This window comes from Maribacter flavus (assembly GCF_008386635.1).
In the GTDB taxonomy this organism is placed as follows: Bacteria; Bacteroidota; Bacteroidia; order Flavobacteriales; family Flavobacteriaceae; genus Maribacter; species Maribacter flavus.
In genome coordinates this window covers 434,108-448,809 of sequence record NZ_VUOE01000002.1, presented here as the reverse complement: position 1 = coordinate 448,809, position 14,702 = coordinate 434,108, and the positions used below count along the sequence as shown (strand labels likewise).

Here is a 14,702-nt window from a genome sequence, read left to right as displayed (position 1 = left end):
CTACTGGATTTAGATATCCTTGGAGACCTTATGAAATCGCAATGTTCGTACCATCCATTTAGGTAATGGTTTATGCGGATTTCGTTTTTTTAAATCAAGGTAGATACCCAATGGTTTTAAAATAGGTACTTTATGGGTTTCCACGAATTCTATTAAGGTTCCATCTGGGTCTTCCACATAACTAAAATGGCCCGCCGCGTCGCCCATATCAAAACTTTGGGCGCTATCTACGGTAAATGGATAGTTTAAGGAGGCTGCACGGTTCCTTAATTTTTCCATCCCTTGTACATCAAAACATACGTGGATATATCCTAAATCACCCCATAACCTATCCTCGAATATTCTATTTGGTTTTCTATCCAATGCTTGCAGTAATTCTATTTGGGTTGGTCCCAACAACTCCCCAAAACCACCAAAATTAGGTCGGGAATGCGCTAGTACCACTTTCCTGAATAAACCAAAATTTGTATCAGGTGTGTTGTTAAGGGGCAATTCTAAAGTTTGGTCCGATACCAAAATACTATAGCCCAACAAATCACTGTAGAACCGTATCGATTCCGATATTTGTGAAACCCCTATCACGACTCCCAGCACGCCACCCGTGCTCAAACTTGTCTTATTAAAAAAGTATCTATCCTGTACAACTTCGACCAGATTGTCCCAGGGGTCCTGAAAATAGAAAGAAATTCCATTCTTCACAGTTTTATTTATACCTGTCAAATATTTTAATTCCAGCCCCCTCAACGAATCATAACTCTTCTGAATATCGTTGCTCCGTATTTTCATAGCATTTATCCCTAAATCACCAAGAATTATTGGGAATTTGGGTTTTTGGGGAGTTCTGCTCAAAAACTGCCAGATTTCCAAACCACCCCCTCCCAGCATATTTAAGGACAAATAAGCATTTCTATGGCATATCTCACCACTTGTATACCTTTTCATGAGTGCTGCCGGCGCTTCGTCCTTGAAAACAAGAATATCAAAACCCAAGTGCTTTCTATACCAATTAAAAACTGCCTTGGTGTCCGACACTCCTATACCTACTTGTTGTATGCCATTTATGATGTCAGGTGTTGTAGGGCGTTCTGATGAGTTTGTCATGAATCGTTTTTAGTTTTTTACTTGGATATCCCAACCTAAACAGGATTACAAGCAAGAGGTTGGAAAGGTTCACCCGTAGATAGGAGTTGGCTTCGTACTTTCTAGCAGATACTATCAAATCGTTTTTTATGATCTTGTAGCGTATCCCATTCTTTTTCATGCGCTCAAAAAACTCGAAGTCCTCCATCAAAACCTGGGTTTCCTTAAAACAGCCCAAGGTTTCAAAAACTTGTCTTATTATAAACAAGCATTGATCACCACCACCTGTAAATATGCCGTCCTTAGCCGTGAAATATGAATTGATCTTCAATGGCAAACTTTCCCTATCGAACCTGTATGAAAAGAATCCGGCGTCAAATCCACTCTTTATAGTCTTCTGGATATCGAACAAGAAGGAGTCCGGTGGTTTTACATCGGCGTGCAAAAAAGCCAAGACCTCCCCTTTTGCCAATTTGGCCGCTTCGTTCATCTGGCATGCCCTACCCTTCTTAGTGCACCTTATAATATCGGCCTTATCCAGGGTTTCCCTTTTAAAATCCATTTCGCTCTCAGGTGAAAGTGCCACTAGTATTTCAAAGGGAACTTGCGAGGAAAAGCTTGACAATCTACCGACCAATAGGTCGATATTTACGGTTTCTTTATGCGATGGAATTATAATACTGATCATAGCAACAAATAGGTCGTTCCCCAAGTCCGTAACTTTAATTTTCAGGGGATTTTCTAAATCTACGGAATTAGCACCATAAGGGTTTTAAAATCGTCACTATAATTCTTTAGATTCTACTGAAAGTTCAAAAATAATTTACGACAAAGATTAAAACAGCAAAGGATATACTGTGGTAATCCCAACAATAATTAAGGTAGTCTATAGGTTATCAAAATAAAACCATTTACGGATTCGTACGTAGGTACTAAAAACAAAACACATGAAGCGTTCAAAATATATAGCAGACTACTTTGGGGCAAGCCTACGGTGCATTCACCAAAAACAATCCTTTAATTTAAAGGCAGGCCTCCGAGAATTCTACCACTTGGCGGTGCCAATCAACTTACTTTTTATCCTATTGATAGGCACTTGGAACGGTTTTGGCCAAAGCACATCCAAGTCCGAAACTATTGACTTCAACAAGCTTTCGGTAGAATTCCTGGTCAAAATCAAGAACCAAGAAAATACCCAAAAAATCCAGGATACCTTTTCGAATGTCACCATTAAGGAATTGGAAGATGCCCTTGACACGAACCAAAAGAAATTGGCTTTTTGGGTCAATATTTACAATGCCTATATCCAGGTAATACTGGGGAACAACCCAGATTTGTATAAGGATCGAAGCAAGTTTTTTAAGGCGGACCAGATTTCTTTTGCCGGGGAAATGATTTCCTTTGAATTGATTGAGCATGGCATCATAAGGGGGTCTCAATGGGAATATGGTTTGGGGTTTATCGGTAAACTATTTCCTGGGGAATTCGAAAAAAGATTACGGGTAGAAGAGCCCGACTATCGAATCCATTTTGCCCTCAATTGCGGCGCAAAGGACTGTCCTCCCGTAGCCATTTACGAGTGGAAAAGGTTGGATGAACAGTTCGCCAAAAGTACCAGCAATTACCTGAAGCGGACCACGGAGTACGATGCAGGCAAAAAAGAGGCAAGGGTAACATCCTTGTTCAGTTGGTTCAGGGGAGATTTTGGCGGTACGGACGGTATAAAGGAGATATTGAAGCAGGAAGGCGTGATTCCGACCACCAAGGGCATTGATCTTGAGTACAAAAATTATGATTGGACCTTGGAATTGGATAATTTTGCGACCCTTTAATGGAAGAGTCGCAAAATGAACTACCTTTCCCAAGTAAAAAAAATCTGTATATTTCTTTTTGTAATACTGGGTCTATACTCGGCTACCTTACTTCCCTATCTTAGATTTTCATTTGATTTTAGTCAGTTTTTTCCCGAAGAAGATCCAGATCTGGAGTTTTATCAAGATTTTGTGGCCGAATTTGGTACCGATGATAATTTTCTGCTCATCGCCGTTGAAAACGAACCTACCGTTTTCGATCAAGAATTTTTGAAGCGATTCCATGCTTTTTCGGAAGACAGCAAGGACTTTGATTTTGTTGAGGAGCGTTCATCCTTAACGACATTATCCTATCCACTTAAAACTAGCTTTGGTTATACCCAGTTGCCCATAATCCATTTGGATGACCCTTCGGCCTATGAAAAGGACTGGGAAAAAATTAAGCAGGACAAGCTTTTTACCAATTTCCTAATAGATCAAAAAGCTACCTCTACGGTTGTTGCCCTACGCACACAGGACGATATCGATTACCAACAGGCGGAGCTTTTGCTTTCCCAGGTACGGGCGTCCTTAAAGAAACATCAATTGGAGGAATACCACATCTTGGGGAGGGCCTTCTTTTTGGAAGCCATTGTGGACATGCAAAAAAGCGAAGTCCTAAAGACCAGCATCATAGCCGCTATTTTAGTCCTGATTATTTTATTATTGGTGTACCGAAGTCTGCCCTTGGTCCTTATTTCAATGGTGTCCATAAGTGTTTCTCTTTTACTTTTTTTAGGCATTTTGGCACTTTGGGGAAAAGAACTGAACGCTATGGCTGCCTTTTACCCTGTTTTGATGCTCATTGTAGGTACTTCGGATGTGATACACGTATCGGACAGTTTTATACGCAAAATCCAGTCGGGAATTCCTAGATACAAAGCCATCCGTTCCTCGCTTCGTGAAGTGGGACTCACTACCTTACTGACCTCGGTCACGACGGCGGTGGGCTTTATGACGCTGTTATCCTCCAGGTTGGCCAGCATTCAGGAATTTGGCATCAACGCAGCTATTGGGGTCATGGTGGCTTACATCACCATTATCTTCTTTACAGGATCGCTGTTGATAAGTCTTCCCGAAAGGATGCTGTTGGGAAGAAAAAGCGTCTCAAAGAAATGGGTGGACCTACTTCAAGGAGTGAACACTTTCACCAAAGATTATCCAAGACCCATTCTGTTAGGTACAACGGTGTTCACGATTTTATGCTTATGGGGTATCAGTCTGATAAGTACCAATTATGAGTTTAAAAGAACGTTGCCCAATAGAAGTGAAATTGCGGCTGATTTTGAATATTTTCAAAATAACTATGCCGGCTTCCGGCCCTTGGAAATCGCGGTCATGTCCAAAAACGACTATTCAGTCTTGGACTACTCCGTAGCATTGGAAATTAAAAAATTGATGAATTATTTGGCCGAAATTCCTTCTATAGGCAACCTCCAATCCTCCAATTTACCATTCCAAGTGTTGCACAAGGCACATAATCTAAATAAATCCGAATTTCTGACCTTACCCGATGATGCGGCCACTTTTGAAAAATACAAGAAGGATATCCAAAAATTGGGAAGGCAGCAATTGGAACGGTTCGTAAACAAGGATGCCTCCATGGCACGTATCAATGGAAGATTACAGGATATAGGCACGGATAGCTTAAAACTGGTATATGAGAAGATTGAAAATTATGCTGACACTAAACTGGATACCACACAAATAAAGGTCAAAGTAACCGGAAAAAGCATGCTCTTGGATAAAAACGCGGAATACATTCGAAGCAGTCTGCTAGAAGGGCTGTTCTTTGGCCTGCTACTCATTGGCGTCATAATGGTCTTGGTGTTCAGGAACTTAAAATTATTTATCATTTCACTGATTCCCAACATGTTGCCGATTCTTTTTGCCGGTAGCGTACTGGGCTATTTGAATATCCCATTGGAAGCCTCCCTTTCGGTGGTATTTGCCATTGTATTTGGTATAGCCGTGGATGATACCATACATTTTTTAGGGAAGTACAAACTTGGTATCACCCAAGGACTCACTCAGGAACAGGCCCTAGAAAAGACATTTGCACATACAGGAAGGGCGTTGGTGATTACGACCCTTATCCTCTTTTTTGGGTTTTTGGTGCTCTTGTTTTCAATACACCAACCCAGCATTACGATAGGCATCATAATTAGCGTAACCCTAGTAACCGCTTTGATTTTGGATATACTATTGTTGCCCGTGTTAATCCGTAAAATGATAAAGGAAGCGTAATTTATTTTCTATCCAAAAGTTTTTTTAGTGAACGATGGGCCAGAATTGTTTTTCCTAACAATAGTACCATAAGAGCAATCCACAAAGAAAAGAGTAGGTATTCCATAACACGTGAATTTTAAAGTTTCGGTTTGGTTAAATTCATATCCTATTTAAAAGTCTTGGGGCTTATAAATAGATTTAAATATGCATTTCACCGTTAAATATATGTATTTCATCCTGTCCATTGTTAAAAATCGGTAACTTTTCGATGAAATGCATCCTGATAAAACGCCATGACCAAAAGGTCATGGCGCAAACAACAAAACAATCCAACCTAAAACAAACCGGTAATGAAAAAATAGTACTCCAATTACAGTTCTTGAATTTGCCTTTCCATTAACGGGCCCAATTCATACACTGCACCAATAAGTTCCTTTTTCAAATCCTTTACTCTTTCCGCATCGTTATTGGCCTTATAGACTTCGGCAGCATGGTACAGAAGGGCAGGTTCATACGTTTTATGAAGTACATAATTATCCATCAATTCCTTGGCCTTTTCTATATTGCCCATCTTTAGGTGGCTATACGCCAACCAGCTATAAGACTCTGGCGTAGGTCTGTTGAAAACCTCCTCCTTTGCCAGTTCCAATGCCTTTTCATACTGCCCGGTTTCATCAATAAACAATCCTACATTGTAGGCGTTGTACATATCGCCATAGGATGGGTTATCCACTTTTTGGAAATATTCGTTTAAGTTTTTGAGGCGTATCAGGTCATTGTCCATGTAATCGGCTATTTCCGCCTTAAGCAAATAGTAATCGGGAGCTTGATAGTTCTTTGTTACAGAATCCAGTATTCTAAGGGCCTCCTCCGGATTTTTATCATTGGAAAACACAATCCAGGCAATGCCCTTTTTCGCATAGGCATAATTGGAATCCAGTTCCAAAGCCATTAAGTAGTGGGCATAGGAATCCTGTAGTCTTCCCGCATGACCATAATAATCGGCCAAATTGGTGATACTCCACAAGATTAGTGCCTCGTTTTTGGAAGAAATAGCAATAGCCTTAGCCTTCTCCATAAAGTTGATGGTCGTATCCAAATCGCCCTTGTAGTCGTTCCATTTTGCCAACCGGATCAAGTATCCAAAGTCCTTCATATTCTTTATGCTGTCCAAATACTTTTCTGCAGTATCGTAGTTTCCCAACTCCATATGAACATCAAAAAGTAGGTACCGATTTTCCCTGGGATCCGAACCAATTTCCCGTGCCTCTTCCGCCAAGACCAACGCTTCCTTAAACCTATGCTGTGATATGTAGTTTCTGGCCAAGGACCTTCTATACCCTGCCCTGCCTACGGCAGCTATTTTTACGGCTCTTTGGAGACTTTTCTCCGCTTTTTTTAAATACTCAATATCACCTGTCTCCTTAAAAAAACGATTGTACTCACCCCCTACTATCCCAAAACTAGTCAGTTGCATACTGTCTGCCCTGATCTTGGAATTCCATAGTTCAAAATATTTGGAGGTTGTTTTTGGGGTCTCTACCATTAAATATTTATTGTAATCATTTGCATTGGCCACCTCGTACTGTTTCTTTTCTGAACAAGAAAGTAGTACGGTAATTAGTGCCAAAAAGTATAAATAGCGTTTCATAATCTGTTTATTTGGATTGTCATTTAGAATTTTAAAATAAGGGGGAGGTTTTAAACTCCCCCTCGCTCCTCTTTTTCATAGTCTTTATTCAGGAGCTCCCAAATAAGGGAATGTTGTAGCTATGTCCGCGGTTAGGCCAACCCCGTCCGAGGTCAATCTTGGCAAATCTGGTGTTCCGTCCATATCAATGTCCTGACCACTAAAGCGATCGCCTTCCATACCACCGAACAATAAAATCAGGGAAACATCGATTACATCATCCTGAGGCCTTCTACCGGTCAATGCAACTTCGTCACCATCTGGCACCAAAATTCTTCCATCCATATCATTATCGGTTCCTGGATCAAAGTAGGTCGTTGGCAGATCCGGAGCTACTTCCAACACATCGGCAGCCAAATATCCGGTAAGCGTGGCCGCATCCAAACCAAGGATATTGGGTTCATAGTTAACATCATCTGGGTTAGCTCCCAAAAGATTGGCGTACACGTCATGATAGGCTTCCAATCTAGCCTCAAAACCAGCTTGGAACATGGCGCCCATTTGAGAAGGTATGGCCATGTTGTGCGCATTTTTTGTTTCGTCATCAGCGCTCAACACTGTATTAATCCCCGGCCTTCCCATAAAGTCTATCTGCACGTAGGTTCCTGAGAAATCTGGCATCATAGGACCCATTCCATCTTCGCAAGGTGTGCAGGAACCCCCGCAATCAACAGCCGTTTCATCTCCGTTCATGATACCATCATCGCACGTTGCATTGGCCATTGGAGGAGTAAAATCATCATCGTTGTTACAGGCTACCAGTGTTAAAACGGTACAGACCGTAAGGAACAAGAACTTTATTTTATTTAGTTTCATCTTTTTATTTTTTTAGCGTTCGTTATTACTGTTTTGCATTGGTAGTCACCCAAGTCTTGTAAACCGTTAAGCCCAAGGCATTTGTTGCCGTTGTTTCCCCCAACATGGTGTTGGGAATTTCTACTACGATGGACATGGTATTGGCCCCATCAAAGGTATCGACCGCTGTAGTGTCATCATCTTCAGTTGAATTGGGGTCTCCGGCAGGCTTAAATCCTTCAGGTGCCATTCCACCTATGACCGCATTGAATTGAAAAAAGTCAAAAAAGAAGGCATCCTGCCTTGGCCCTGCAAATAGGGAAACACCACTGGAAGTCGTTTCCACGATGGCCGTATCAGTAGAAATATCAACGGAACCCAAAGGACTATCGACCATTACCTGACCGCTAGTTCCTGTGGTAGTTGGGGCAACAGGACCAAAGAAATACATTTTTCCGTCCCTAGGAATCGCTTGTATAACCAAGTCTTCAACTAAATCCCCATTAGTATCGATATTGATTTCGGTCAACACATTTTCATCGAAGGTACCATAGGCCAAATCAGGCAGTACATTCGACTGAAGGTCTACGGCAAACACCGTGTTGTCCGAGCCCAAGGATGGCTCAAAAGCGTAATAATCGGCAATATCAGCACTGGTTCCCATAGAATCCGGAGCATCGATGTGGTCCGCAGCTACTAAGAGAGCCGCAATGAGGGACAATACCCCAAGACCGGTAATAAGATTTTTGTTTTTCATAATTAAAGTTTTTAGATTAAATCAACCTTACCTACGGAACTGAATATTAGAAGTTTGCTTTTAAATGTTAAAGTATTCTTAATATATTCCCGATATCAATCTCTTAAAAGGAACAGAAGCAATTTGATTTATTATTTTCTGGGTTAGCCCATAGAACAAATTGTGTAACAATTTTGACGAAGGAACAGAATTGGTAATTTGCTAACTTTGCCACCTCGCAATAAAAACAAAATGAACCCATCGGCAAACGGCTGGATAGATAAGTTTGGCTCTCTGGTAAAATACCACGATGGGAGATACACCAGTTTTGATATTTTATTCGAGGACCTAAATAGTTGGGGCTTTGCGTATGGCATCAACACGGGTTTCCCAGATTTCATTACCCCGGAGCATGAGTTTTCAGAGGATGAAAAGGCCAAGATTAATTTGTTGACCGCGCTCTATTTCACCTTAAAAATTGCACAGCCACAAACCGATTTTCAAGATTTTCTTGAAAAGATATTTCGGTTTTACGAGACCTTGGAAGTCAATAAAGTTTCTTTTTTGGGAAAACTCTTCTCCGGAAGCAAAACCTCCTCAAAACTTGAGAAAATTCTGGATTCAAGGGTGTATCTTGAGGATAATATTATCAGCAAAACCTTCAATAGTTCCATTACGAATTCCCTCCTATTCATTGATTTGCTGCTATTTAAAAGGTATCTAATACATGCAAAGGGTATTAAAAAACATGCACAACGGCTGGAATATCTTGCCATCAACATTACTTATCATGCCCTGACTTCCAAGCGGAAGAACAAAAAGGATAAAAAGCTGGCGCAATTATTGGCCTCGTCATTGACCTTTATCGATGGTGATTCACAAAAGTTTGATAACTCTTATAGAAACCAGTTGCTTACAAATGATGACCTATGGGAAAAAAGGTATCTTTTGAAACTGGCATGTTTAACGGTTTGGGAAGATGGATCCCTGGAATTTATGGAGTCCGAGTTCATAAAGATCCTAGGAAAGGACCTCCAATTAGATGCCCACACCATAAAAAATTCCTTGGCGCATGTTTCCAATTTTATAAATTCCAACAAGGAAACCATTCCCTTTTTGCAGGACCATAATATGGCCATAAAGTTCTACGACAGTATGTCCAGACTGGTCAACCGTTTAATTCTAAGGAACAAAAAGCGATTACTCAAGGAACTTTCCGGAAGTGCCGAGTTGGTGTCCTTGCTTTCAAAATCCACCGTAAGGGACCTTACGAAAGAGGAAAAGAAAAAGGTGCAAACCCAATTGCTGGATATTTTTAAGAGTATACCGTCCCTGGCCATCTTCCTGCTTCCTGGGGGCGCTATCCTTTTACCTATTTTTATTAAGCTGATTCCTACCCTATTACCCTCTGCATTTGATGAGAACCGGGTGGAGAATGAGGAGTGACAGTTGGCAGTTGTCAGTTGGCAGTAACAGTTGGCAGTAAGCGTTAAGCAAAAAATCACTTTTAATTTTTCACTTTGAACTTTTCACTTTCCACTCACTCCAACCACAGCTTAAAATCCTTTACGCGTTCCCGGCTTACAATGATTTCCTGCTCCGAAAAGGAATTGAGTTTGATTTGTAAGCGCGAATTGGTGTAGGAAATAATGTCCTTTATATAGTTTATGTTCACGTAAAATTTGCGGCTCACCCTAAAGAAAGTATCGGGTTTGAGTTCCTCCTCCAGATTTTCCAAGGTGGTGTCCAGTAGATAGTTCCTACCATCTGAAGTGGCAGCATATGTACCTTTATTCTCACTGTAGAAGCATTCTACCTCATCGGCATTTATAATCTTTAAATGCTGACCAACCCTGGCAGTAAAACGCTTTTTGTACTCACGCTCCAACGGATTTACCAGTAGCTTTTTGATATCCTCAAAATCCAAACTTAATTTCTTGGCTTCGGGTTTTAGGTTTCGGTATTTTTTTACGGCGCTCTCCAGTTCCTCATCGTCAATGGGCTTTAGCAAGTAATCTATACTATTGAGCTTAAAGGCCTGAAGGGCGTATTCATCGTAGGCCGTTGTAAAGATGATGGCACTTTTTACATCCACTGCATCAAAAATTTCAAAGGAAAGACCATCGGACAATTGAATATCCAAAAAAATAAGATCGGGATGCTCGTTTTCTTGAAACCAAGCAATGGATTCCTCCACCGAATGTAACATTGTGGAAACGGCCACATCCAGCTCCCCTAGTAACCGGCCAAGTCTTCTGGCAGCCGGTTTTTCGTCCTCGATAATAATTACGTTCATACGAGTGTTAATTCAAAAATTTATAGTTCAAAAAAATAACTCTTACTCTCTCATTGAACCTTTCTCTTCCTCTTCTCTCAAAAATTTTTCCATTTGCCTTTTCTCCCAATTCTTGATGAATGTAGGCTTTAGTTCCTCCCATGATTTCGATTTAAACCTAAAAACATAGAGTGCGTGGGCCAATAAACCTATTCCCCAGAGTATGGGAGTTCCTATAACGTTCCAACTTACCCAACCACTAAAGTTTGGGTCCTGCATCCAATCATATTCACCTTTGAACCAATTAAATAGGTTCAATTTAACGATTATCAAAAGAGCATTTATAATGATATACACTCTTAGATGACTGTAGAATTTTTTGATCTGCTGCACCTGTCGTTGCGCCTTTTTATATTTCTCCGATTGTTTTAGACTACCTTCCATGCCTACCGAATTTTTCAGCTTCACGCTTATCCTCTTCCATAAATTTCTGAATCTGTCGTTTCTCCCATTCCTTTGAAAATAGCGGGTTATAGGAAAACACTTTCATCCCATGGAAAAATAGGCCTATGCCCCAAAAAAACCAGATAGAAAAACTTCCAAAATCCAGGACATCCCAAAAATCCGCCCCGCTTCCCATCCTACCAATGATGGTGGAAATGGTAATAAATGTGTTCACTCCAATATATGCAGCCAAATGCCAGTAGAAACCCTTTAGTTCCTTAAGCCGTTCTTTAGCCCTTTCAATTTTGTTTTGATCTCTTTCCATTACTTCCATTTTGTTTGTTCCTCCTCTTCCCGCATCAGTTCGTTAATTTTACGTTCTTCCCAATTCTTTCCTAGAATCGGGTTAAATCCAAAAGCTTTTACTCCTTGGAAAACCAGCCCTATGCCCCACCCGAAAGCGGCCCACAAAAACCACGGATAATTCCATTCGTTCAGCCAATAATTTAGTCCGGCCAAAAAGCCAATGAAGATTACATAGGATAGTGCACTTGTATAAAACTTTTTTATGTTTTCAACCCGTTCCTTGGCCCTAAAGTATTTTGATTCTTGATCTCTGTTATTCATGACGTTACGTTTGTTGATTCTTCGGTTACCTTAAAGATACCGTTTTCCTTAAAGTTCGTCGTTCTTCATAAACTCTTCCAATTTTCTTCGTTCCCAGTCCTTTCCAAAAAATGGGTTATAGTCAAAGGCATTGGCCGCATGGCCCAACAAACCCAAGCCCCAACCAAAAGCGGGAAAGAAGGCCCAGGGAAAACTGGTAGTTTGATAGTTGATATATATCAAAAACGGAATGACGAGGCAATACGCCAGTAAATTGCCATAAAAACCTTTGATTTCGGCCACTTTTTCCTTGGCCCTTCGGTATCTGTAATCGCTTGTATTTTCCATAATTTTTTCATTTTTAGGAATGTATTTCTTCCGGTTATTTTTTATTGATATATCAAATTTCAGGGATTATCAGGGGTTTTGAAAAAGTGGTTTACCCAATTGTACAATTTGAAGGATAAACTGTCATCCGGAACGGTAGGGATGGAAAACGATGTCTGTAAATAAGAATTTTCCATGGAAGTATGAAGGTATCCATCAAGGAAAGCATCAGAAATCATCCTTGTCCATAAGCTCCTTGAGCTTGCGCTCCTCCCAACGTTTCCCCCAAATAGGGTGATAGCCAAAAACCTCCATACCGTGGGTCAACAGACCAAAACCCCATCCAACAACCGGAAATATCACCCAAGGAAAGCTTGTGGTCTTATGGTTCAAATAGACCATAAATGGAATAACGATACAATAGGCTATAAGGTTCCCGTAGAAGCCTTTGATATTTTCCACTTTCTCCTTTGCCTTCTGATAGCGCTTGTCCTCGATGAATTCCTCTTGGGTCTCCACAATGGAAACTTTTTGGGTCAACATTGGAAGTTCTACGGTGAAATTACCGTCGGTTTTATGGATTTCCATTTTTCGGTGGCTCAAAAGTTCATAGCGCTGCTGAATATTCTGTAGGCCAACACCACTGCTTTTCTTGACCACCTGTTTTTCCTGAAGGTTATTTGTTACCTTTAAATTCCCGTCTTCCTCGAAAATCCTTATATGCAAAGGTTTTGAAGCGTTTACTATGTTGTGCTTTACGGCGTTTTCAAGTAATAGTTGCAGGGAGAGCGGAACGATTTTTGCCTCTGGATTGGAGGCATTTTCCGGAATATCCAGAACGATACTGTCCTCGAAACGCATTTTCAATAGCTTAACATAAGTTTTGGCGAACTGTAACTCCTCATCTACGGAAACCAAATCCTTGTTTTTTTGTTCCAATACATATCGATAGACCTTGGAAAGCGACGTGGTGAACTTTTGGGCCTGGTCCGGGTCCTCCTCGATCAAACTTGTAAGAACGTTCAAACTATTGAATAGAAAATGGGGGTCCAACTGGTTCTTCAAGGCATCGAACTTCGCCGATGCCGTCCCAGCTATTACCTTTTGCTCCTTAACTTTGCTGTCCTGTAAGGCCTTATAAAAATAAAAGGCATGTAATATCGCCGATACCAAAATAGCGATGAGCAAGGTATAGAAATAGGTTGCATAGTCTTCGTTCCTCAAAAATTCCTGAAAACTATTCCCAAAATAACCTACTTCTACAAAGATCCTTGCAAGGCCATAGGAAAGTACCGTAAGGAGTATAGATCCCACAGCTCCAAACCATAGCCGTTTTTGCGTTTGGGTTTCCCAACTGAATTTTTCGGAAAGGAAGTCATTATAAAGGATATTGCATGCGGTAATTGTGAAGGCATATACGAAGGTAATCGCCACATCCTGCAATTCATGCTTCCATACAATACCATTCTGCAGGGCGAAAATGATATTGATTGCAGAAATACCTAGCGTAATATACAAGCTTATCCTTAAAACCTTCCTGATGGTTTCAATAGAAAACTTACTCTCCTGTCCCAAATCTTTTGATGCTTCCATCGCACAACATTATCCATTACAACTTTCATGGGTTTGCTTCGCCCTGTCCTCCCCCCAATTGGGATAAAAAGGACCTTTAGGCTTAAAGTTAGCAAAAAGTTCCAAGGACCTTTCCACATCCTTACAAAATGGGGCGGTATCCTGACCAAAATAAGCTGCGGATCCCATGTCCCACTCCGCCTTTGAAAACACCACCCTAGGGTTATCCGGCGCAATGCGTAAAGCTTCATTGTATAGGGAGACAACCTTGGCAGAATGGGTCATTCCATAGGTAGCCCCATCAAAGGCGATCCATGCCGTATAAAGCATGGCCTGTTGGACCATAATCTCTGGGTTATTGGGCGAAATCCGCTTGGCGATGTCCAAAAACTGTTGGGCCTTTTCCAATTGCTGTTTCAATTTACTTTCGTCCTTTTCGCCAAAGGAGTTGATGGTATTGATTTGTGCTACATAATAATAGGGCAGCCAATTATCTTGCTCCGCATTGCTTATTCTTTCAAAAAGATTGGAAGCTTCCATGGACTTGCCCTCGCCCCAAAGCGTAAAGGCCTTTTCCATTCCTTTGGTAAATTGATCTTGGCACCAGGCACTAGTAGTAAGCACTACTAGCAGCAGTGTGATAATTTTTTTCATTTTGAACAGCTTTTAGTGAATTTGAATTGAATGTTTCAATGTTCCGCCCAATAGCTGAAATTTTGCGTCCCGCCATCTTGGGGGACCAAATCTTGAAGGTGCGTTGTTGGAAGCTCCAAAACGTTCAGTAGGCAGTCCAAAAAGCCGGTTTAGCTTTCCGTCGTTGTCCTTGTCGTGAAACACGGAAATGGCATAAACCCCTTCTGGAATATCCCTAAAAATAACTGTGGTGACCCCATTAGCTATTTTTCCGAAAGCGCCCTTAAATGGCTTTAGCAACCAACCCTCCTCAGAATTGTAAAGTCCCACCAACATCTGCCCTTCGTCGTTTTCCATCCCAGTAATTTCCAGTTCTATGGTGCCCATGGTGGCGGTTTGCGCCATCCCTAAGCTCAACCAAAAAATACAGATGATGGTAATAAGACATTTCATTGGGTAAACATT

Annotated in this window: 16 protein-coding genes; 3 read left to right on the top strand and 13 right to left on the bottom strand. The window is 41.0% G+C overall.

Features of this window, described 5'->3' with window-relative positions; all coding sequences use genetic code 11:
- Positions 1 to 9: 9 nt before the first annotated feature.
- On the bottom strand, positions 10 to 1,101 hold the full coding sequence (locus F0361_RS12260) for a VOC family protein (RefSeq protein ID WP_154918880.1): 1,092 nt from the start codon (positions 1,099 to 1,101) through the stop codon (positions 10 to 12).
- Positions 1,067 to 1,768: a glycosyltransferase gene (locus F0361_RS12255; protein WP_154918879.1), complete on the bottom strand. Its 702-nt coding sequence runs from the start codon at positions 1,766 to 1,768 to the stop codon at positions 1,067 to 1,069. Before F0361_RS12255 ends, F0361_RS12260 begins: the two co-directional genes overlap by 35 nt.
- 259 nt (positions 1,769 to 2,027) lie before the next feature.
- Here F0361_RS12255 and F0361_RS12250 point away from each other — a divergent pair, with 259 nt between their 5' ends.
- Together F0361_RS12250 and F0361_RS12245 are read left to right on the top strand one after the other, a co-directional pair.
- A complete protein-coding gene (locus F0361_RS12250) occupies positions 2,028 to 2,912 on the top strand; it encodes a DUF547 domain-containing protein (RefSeq protein ID WP_154918878.1) in 885 nt (294 codons plus the stop codon).
- A 15-nt stretch (positions 2,913 to 2,927) separates the two neighbouring features.
- Entirely contained in the window at positions 2,928 to 5,177 is a 2,250-nt protein-coding gene (locus F0361_RS12245; RefSeq protein WP_154918877.1) for an efflux RND transporter permease subunit, read from the top strand.
- Positions 5,178 to 5,529: 352 nt separating this feature from the next.
- Here F0361_RS12245 and F0361_RS12240 read toward each other — a convergent pair whose 3' ends face one another.
- From F0361_RS12240 to F0361_RS12230, 3 genes are all read right to left on the bottom strand, one after another.
- The gene (locus F0361_RS12240) at positions 5,530 to 6,810 is read right to left on the bottom strand and encodes a tetratricopeptide repeat protein (RefSeq protein WP_154918876.1); all 1,281 of its coding nucleotides are present in this window, start codon (positions 6,808 to 6,810) and stop codon (positions 5,530 to 5,532) included.
- A gap of 84 nt (positions 6,811 to 6,894) precedes the next feature.
- Positions 6,895 to 7,665 carry a DUF4331 family protein gene (locus tag F0361_RS12235; RefSeq protein WP_154918875.1) on the bottom strand — a complete coding sequence of 257 codons (771 nt, stop codon included), beginning with the start codon at positions 7,663 to 7,665 and terminating at the stop codon, positions 6,895 to 6,897.
- Positions 7,666 to 7,690: 25 nt separating this feature from the next.
- Positions 7,691 to 8,401: a DUF4331 family protein gene (locus F0361_RS12230; protein ID WP_154918874.1), complete on the bottom strand. Its 711-nt coding sequence runs from the start codon at positions 8,399 to 8,401 to the stop codon at positions 7,691 to 7,693.
- Between the two features lie 231 nt (positions 8,402 to 8,632).
- On the opposite strand from F0361_RS12230, the gene F0361_RS12225 reads away from it, so the two are divergent.
- Entirely contained in the window at positions 8,633 to 9,826 is a 1,194-nt protein-coding gene (locus F0361_RS12225) for an LETM1-related biofilm-associated protein (RefSeq protein WP_154918873.1), read from the top strand.
- 94 nt (positions 9,827 to 9,920) lie between these two features.
- Here the strand turns inward: F0361_RS12225 and F0361_RS12220 are convergent, their stop codons facing one another.
- The 8 genes from F0361_RS12220 to F0361_RS12185 all read right to left on the bottom strand — a co-directional run bounded on the left by F0361_RS12220 (position 9,921) and on the right by F0361_RS12185 (position 14,690).
- Positions 9,921 to 10,676, bottom strand: a complete 756-nt coding sequence (locus F0361_RS12220; RefSeq protein ID WP_154918872.1) for a LytR/AlgR family response regulator transcription factor — start codon at positions 10,674 to 10,676, stop codon at positions 9,921 to 9,923.
- Between the two features lie 42 nt (positions 10,677 to 10,718).
- Positions 10,719 to 11,099: a 2TM domain-containing protein gene (locus F0361_RS12215; protein WP_138259741.1), complete on the bottom strand. Its 381-nt coding sequence runs from the start codon at positions 11,097 to 11,099 to the stop codon at positions 10,719 to 10,721.
- Positions 11,089 to 11,424 carry a 2TM domain-containing protein gene (locus F0361_RS12210; protein WP_246160881.1) on the bottom strand — a complete coding sequence of 112 codons (336 nt, stop codon included), beginning with the start codon at positions 11,422 to 11,424 and terminating at the stop codon, positions 11,089 to 11,091. Before F0361_RS12210 ends, F0361_RS12215 begins: the two co-directional genes overlap by 11 nt.
- On the bottom strand, positions 11,424 to 11,726 hold the full coding sequence (locus F0361_RS12205) for a 2TM domain-containing protein (protein WP_154918870.1): 303 nt from the start codon (positions 11,724 to 11,726) through the stop codon (positions 11,424 to 11,426). Before F0361_RS12205 ends, F0361_RS12210 begins: the two co-directional genes overlap by 1 nt.
- Before the next feature lie 48 nt (positions 11,727 to 11,774).
- Positions 11,775 to 12,053, bottom strand: coding sequence for a 2TM domain-containing protein (locus F0361_RS12200; protein WP_154918869.1), 279 nt, complete (start codon positions 12,051 to 12,053; stop codon positions 11,775 to 11,777).
- A 207-nt stretch (positions 12,054 to 12,260) separates the two neighbouring features.
- Positions 12,261 to 13,625, bottom strand: coding sequence for a 2TM domain-containing protein (locus F0361_RS12195; protein ID WP_154918868.1), 1,365 nt, complete (start codon positions 13,623 to 13,625; stop codon positions 12,261 to 12,263).
- 9 nt (positions 13,626 to 13,634) lie between these two features.
- Complete coding sequence (locus tag F0361_RS12190) at positions 13,635 to 14,258, bottom strand: tetratricopeptide repeat protein (RefSeq protein WP_154918867.1); 624 nt, start codon at positions 14,256 to 14,258, stop codon at positions 13,635 to 13,637.
- A gap of 12 nt (positions 14,259 to 14,270) precedes the next feature.
- Positions 14,271 to 14,690, bottom strand: a complete 420-nt coding sequence (locus tag F0361_RS12185) for a DUF2141 domain-containing protein (RefSeq protein WP_138259747.1) — start codon at positions 14,688 to 14,690, stop codon at positions 14,271 to 14,273.
- Positions 14,691 to 14,702: the final 12 nt, after the last annotated feature.

Excerpts from the sequence above, each read along its gene's own strand:
- F0361_RS12260 (WP_154918880.1), bottom strand. The coding sequence starts at position 1,101 with ATGACAAACTCATCAGAACGCCCTACAACACCTGACATCATAAATGGC.
- F0361_RS12255 (WP_154918879.1), bottom strand. The coding sequence starts at position 1,768 with ATGATCAGTATTATAATTCCATCGCATAAAGAAACCGTAAATATCGAC.
- F0361_RS12250 (WP_154918878.1), top strand. The coding sequence starts at position 2,028 with ATGAAGCGTTCAAAATATATAGCAGACTACTTTGGGGCAAGCCTACGG.
- F0361_RS12245 (WP_154918877.1), top strand. The coding sequence starts at position 2,928 with ATGAACTACCTTTCCCAAGTAAAAAAAATCTGTATATTTCTTTTTGTA.
- F0361_RS12240 (WP_154918876.1), bottom strand. The coding sequence starts at position 6,810 with ATGAAACGCTATTTATACTTTTTGGCACTAATTACCGTACTACTTTCT.
- F0361_RS12235 (WP_154918875.1), bottom strand. The coding sequence starts at position 7,665 with ATGAAACTAAATAAAATAAAGTTCTTGTTCCTTACGGTCTGTACCGTT.
- F0361_RS12230 (WP_154918874.1), bottom strand. The coding sequence starts at position 8,401 with ATGAAAAACAAAAATCTTATTACCGGTCTTGGGGTATTGTCCCTCATT.
- F0361_RS12225 (WP_154918873.1), top strand. The coding sequence starts at position 8,633 with ATGAACCCATCGGCAAACGGCTGGATAGATAAGTTTGGCTCTCTGGTA.
- F0361_RS12220 (WP_154918872.1), bottom strand. The coding sequence starts at position 10,676 with ATGAACGTAATTATTATCGAGGACGAAAAACCGGCTGCCAGAAGACTT.
- F0361_RS12215 (WP_138259741.1), bottom strand. The coding sequence starts at position 11,099 with ATGGAAGGTAGTCTAAAACAATCGGAGAAATATAAAAAGGCGCAACGA.
- F0361_RS12210 (WP_246160881.1), bottom strand. The coding sequence starts at position 11,424 with ATGGAAAGAGATCAAAACAAAATTGAAAGGGCTAAAGAACGGCTTAAG.
- F0361_RS12205 (WP_154918870.1), bottom strand. The coding sequence starts at position 11,726 with ATGAATAACAGAGATCAAGAATCAAAATACTTTAGGGCCAAGGAACGG.
- F0361_RS12200 (WP_154918869.1), bottom strand. The coding sequence starts at position 12,053 with ATGGAAAATACAAGCGATTACAGATACCGAAGGGCCAAGGAAAAAGTG.
- F0361_RS12195 (WP_154918868.1), bottom strand. The coding sequence starts at position 13,625 with ATGGAAGCATCAAAAGATTTGGGACAGGAGAGTAAGTTTTCTATTGAA.
- F0361_RS12190 (WP_154918867.1), bottom strand. The coding sequence starts at position 14,258 with ATGAAAAAAATTATCACACTGCTGCTAGTAGTGCTTACTACTAGTGCC.
- F0361_RS12185 (WP_138259747.1), bottom strand. The coding sequence starts at position 14,690 with ATGAAATGTCTTATTACCATCATCTGTATTTTTTGGTTGAGCTTAGGG.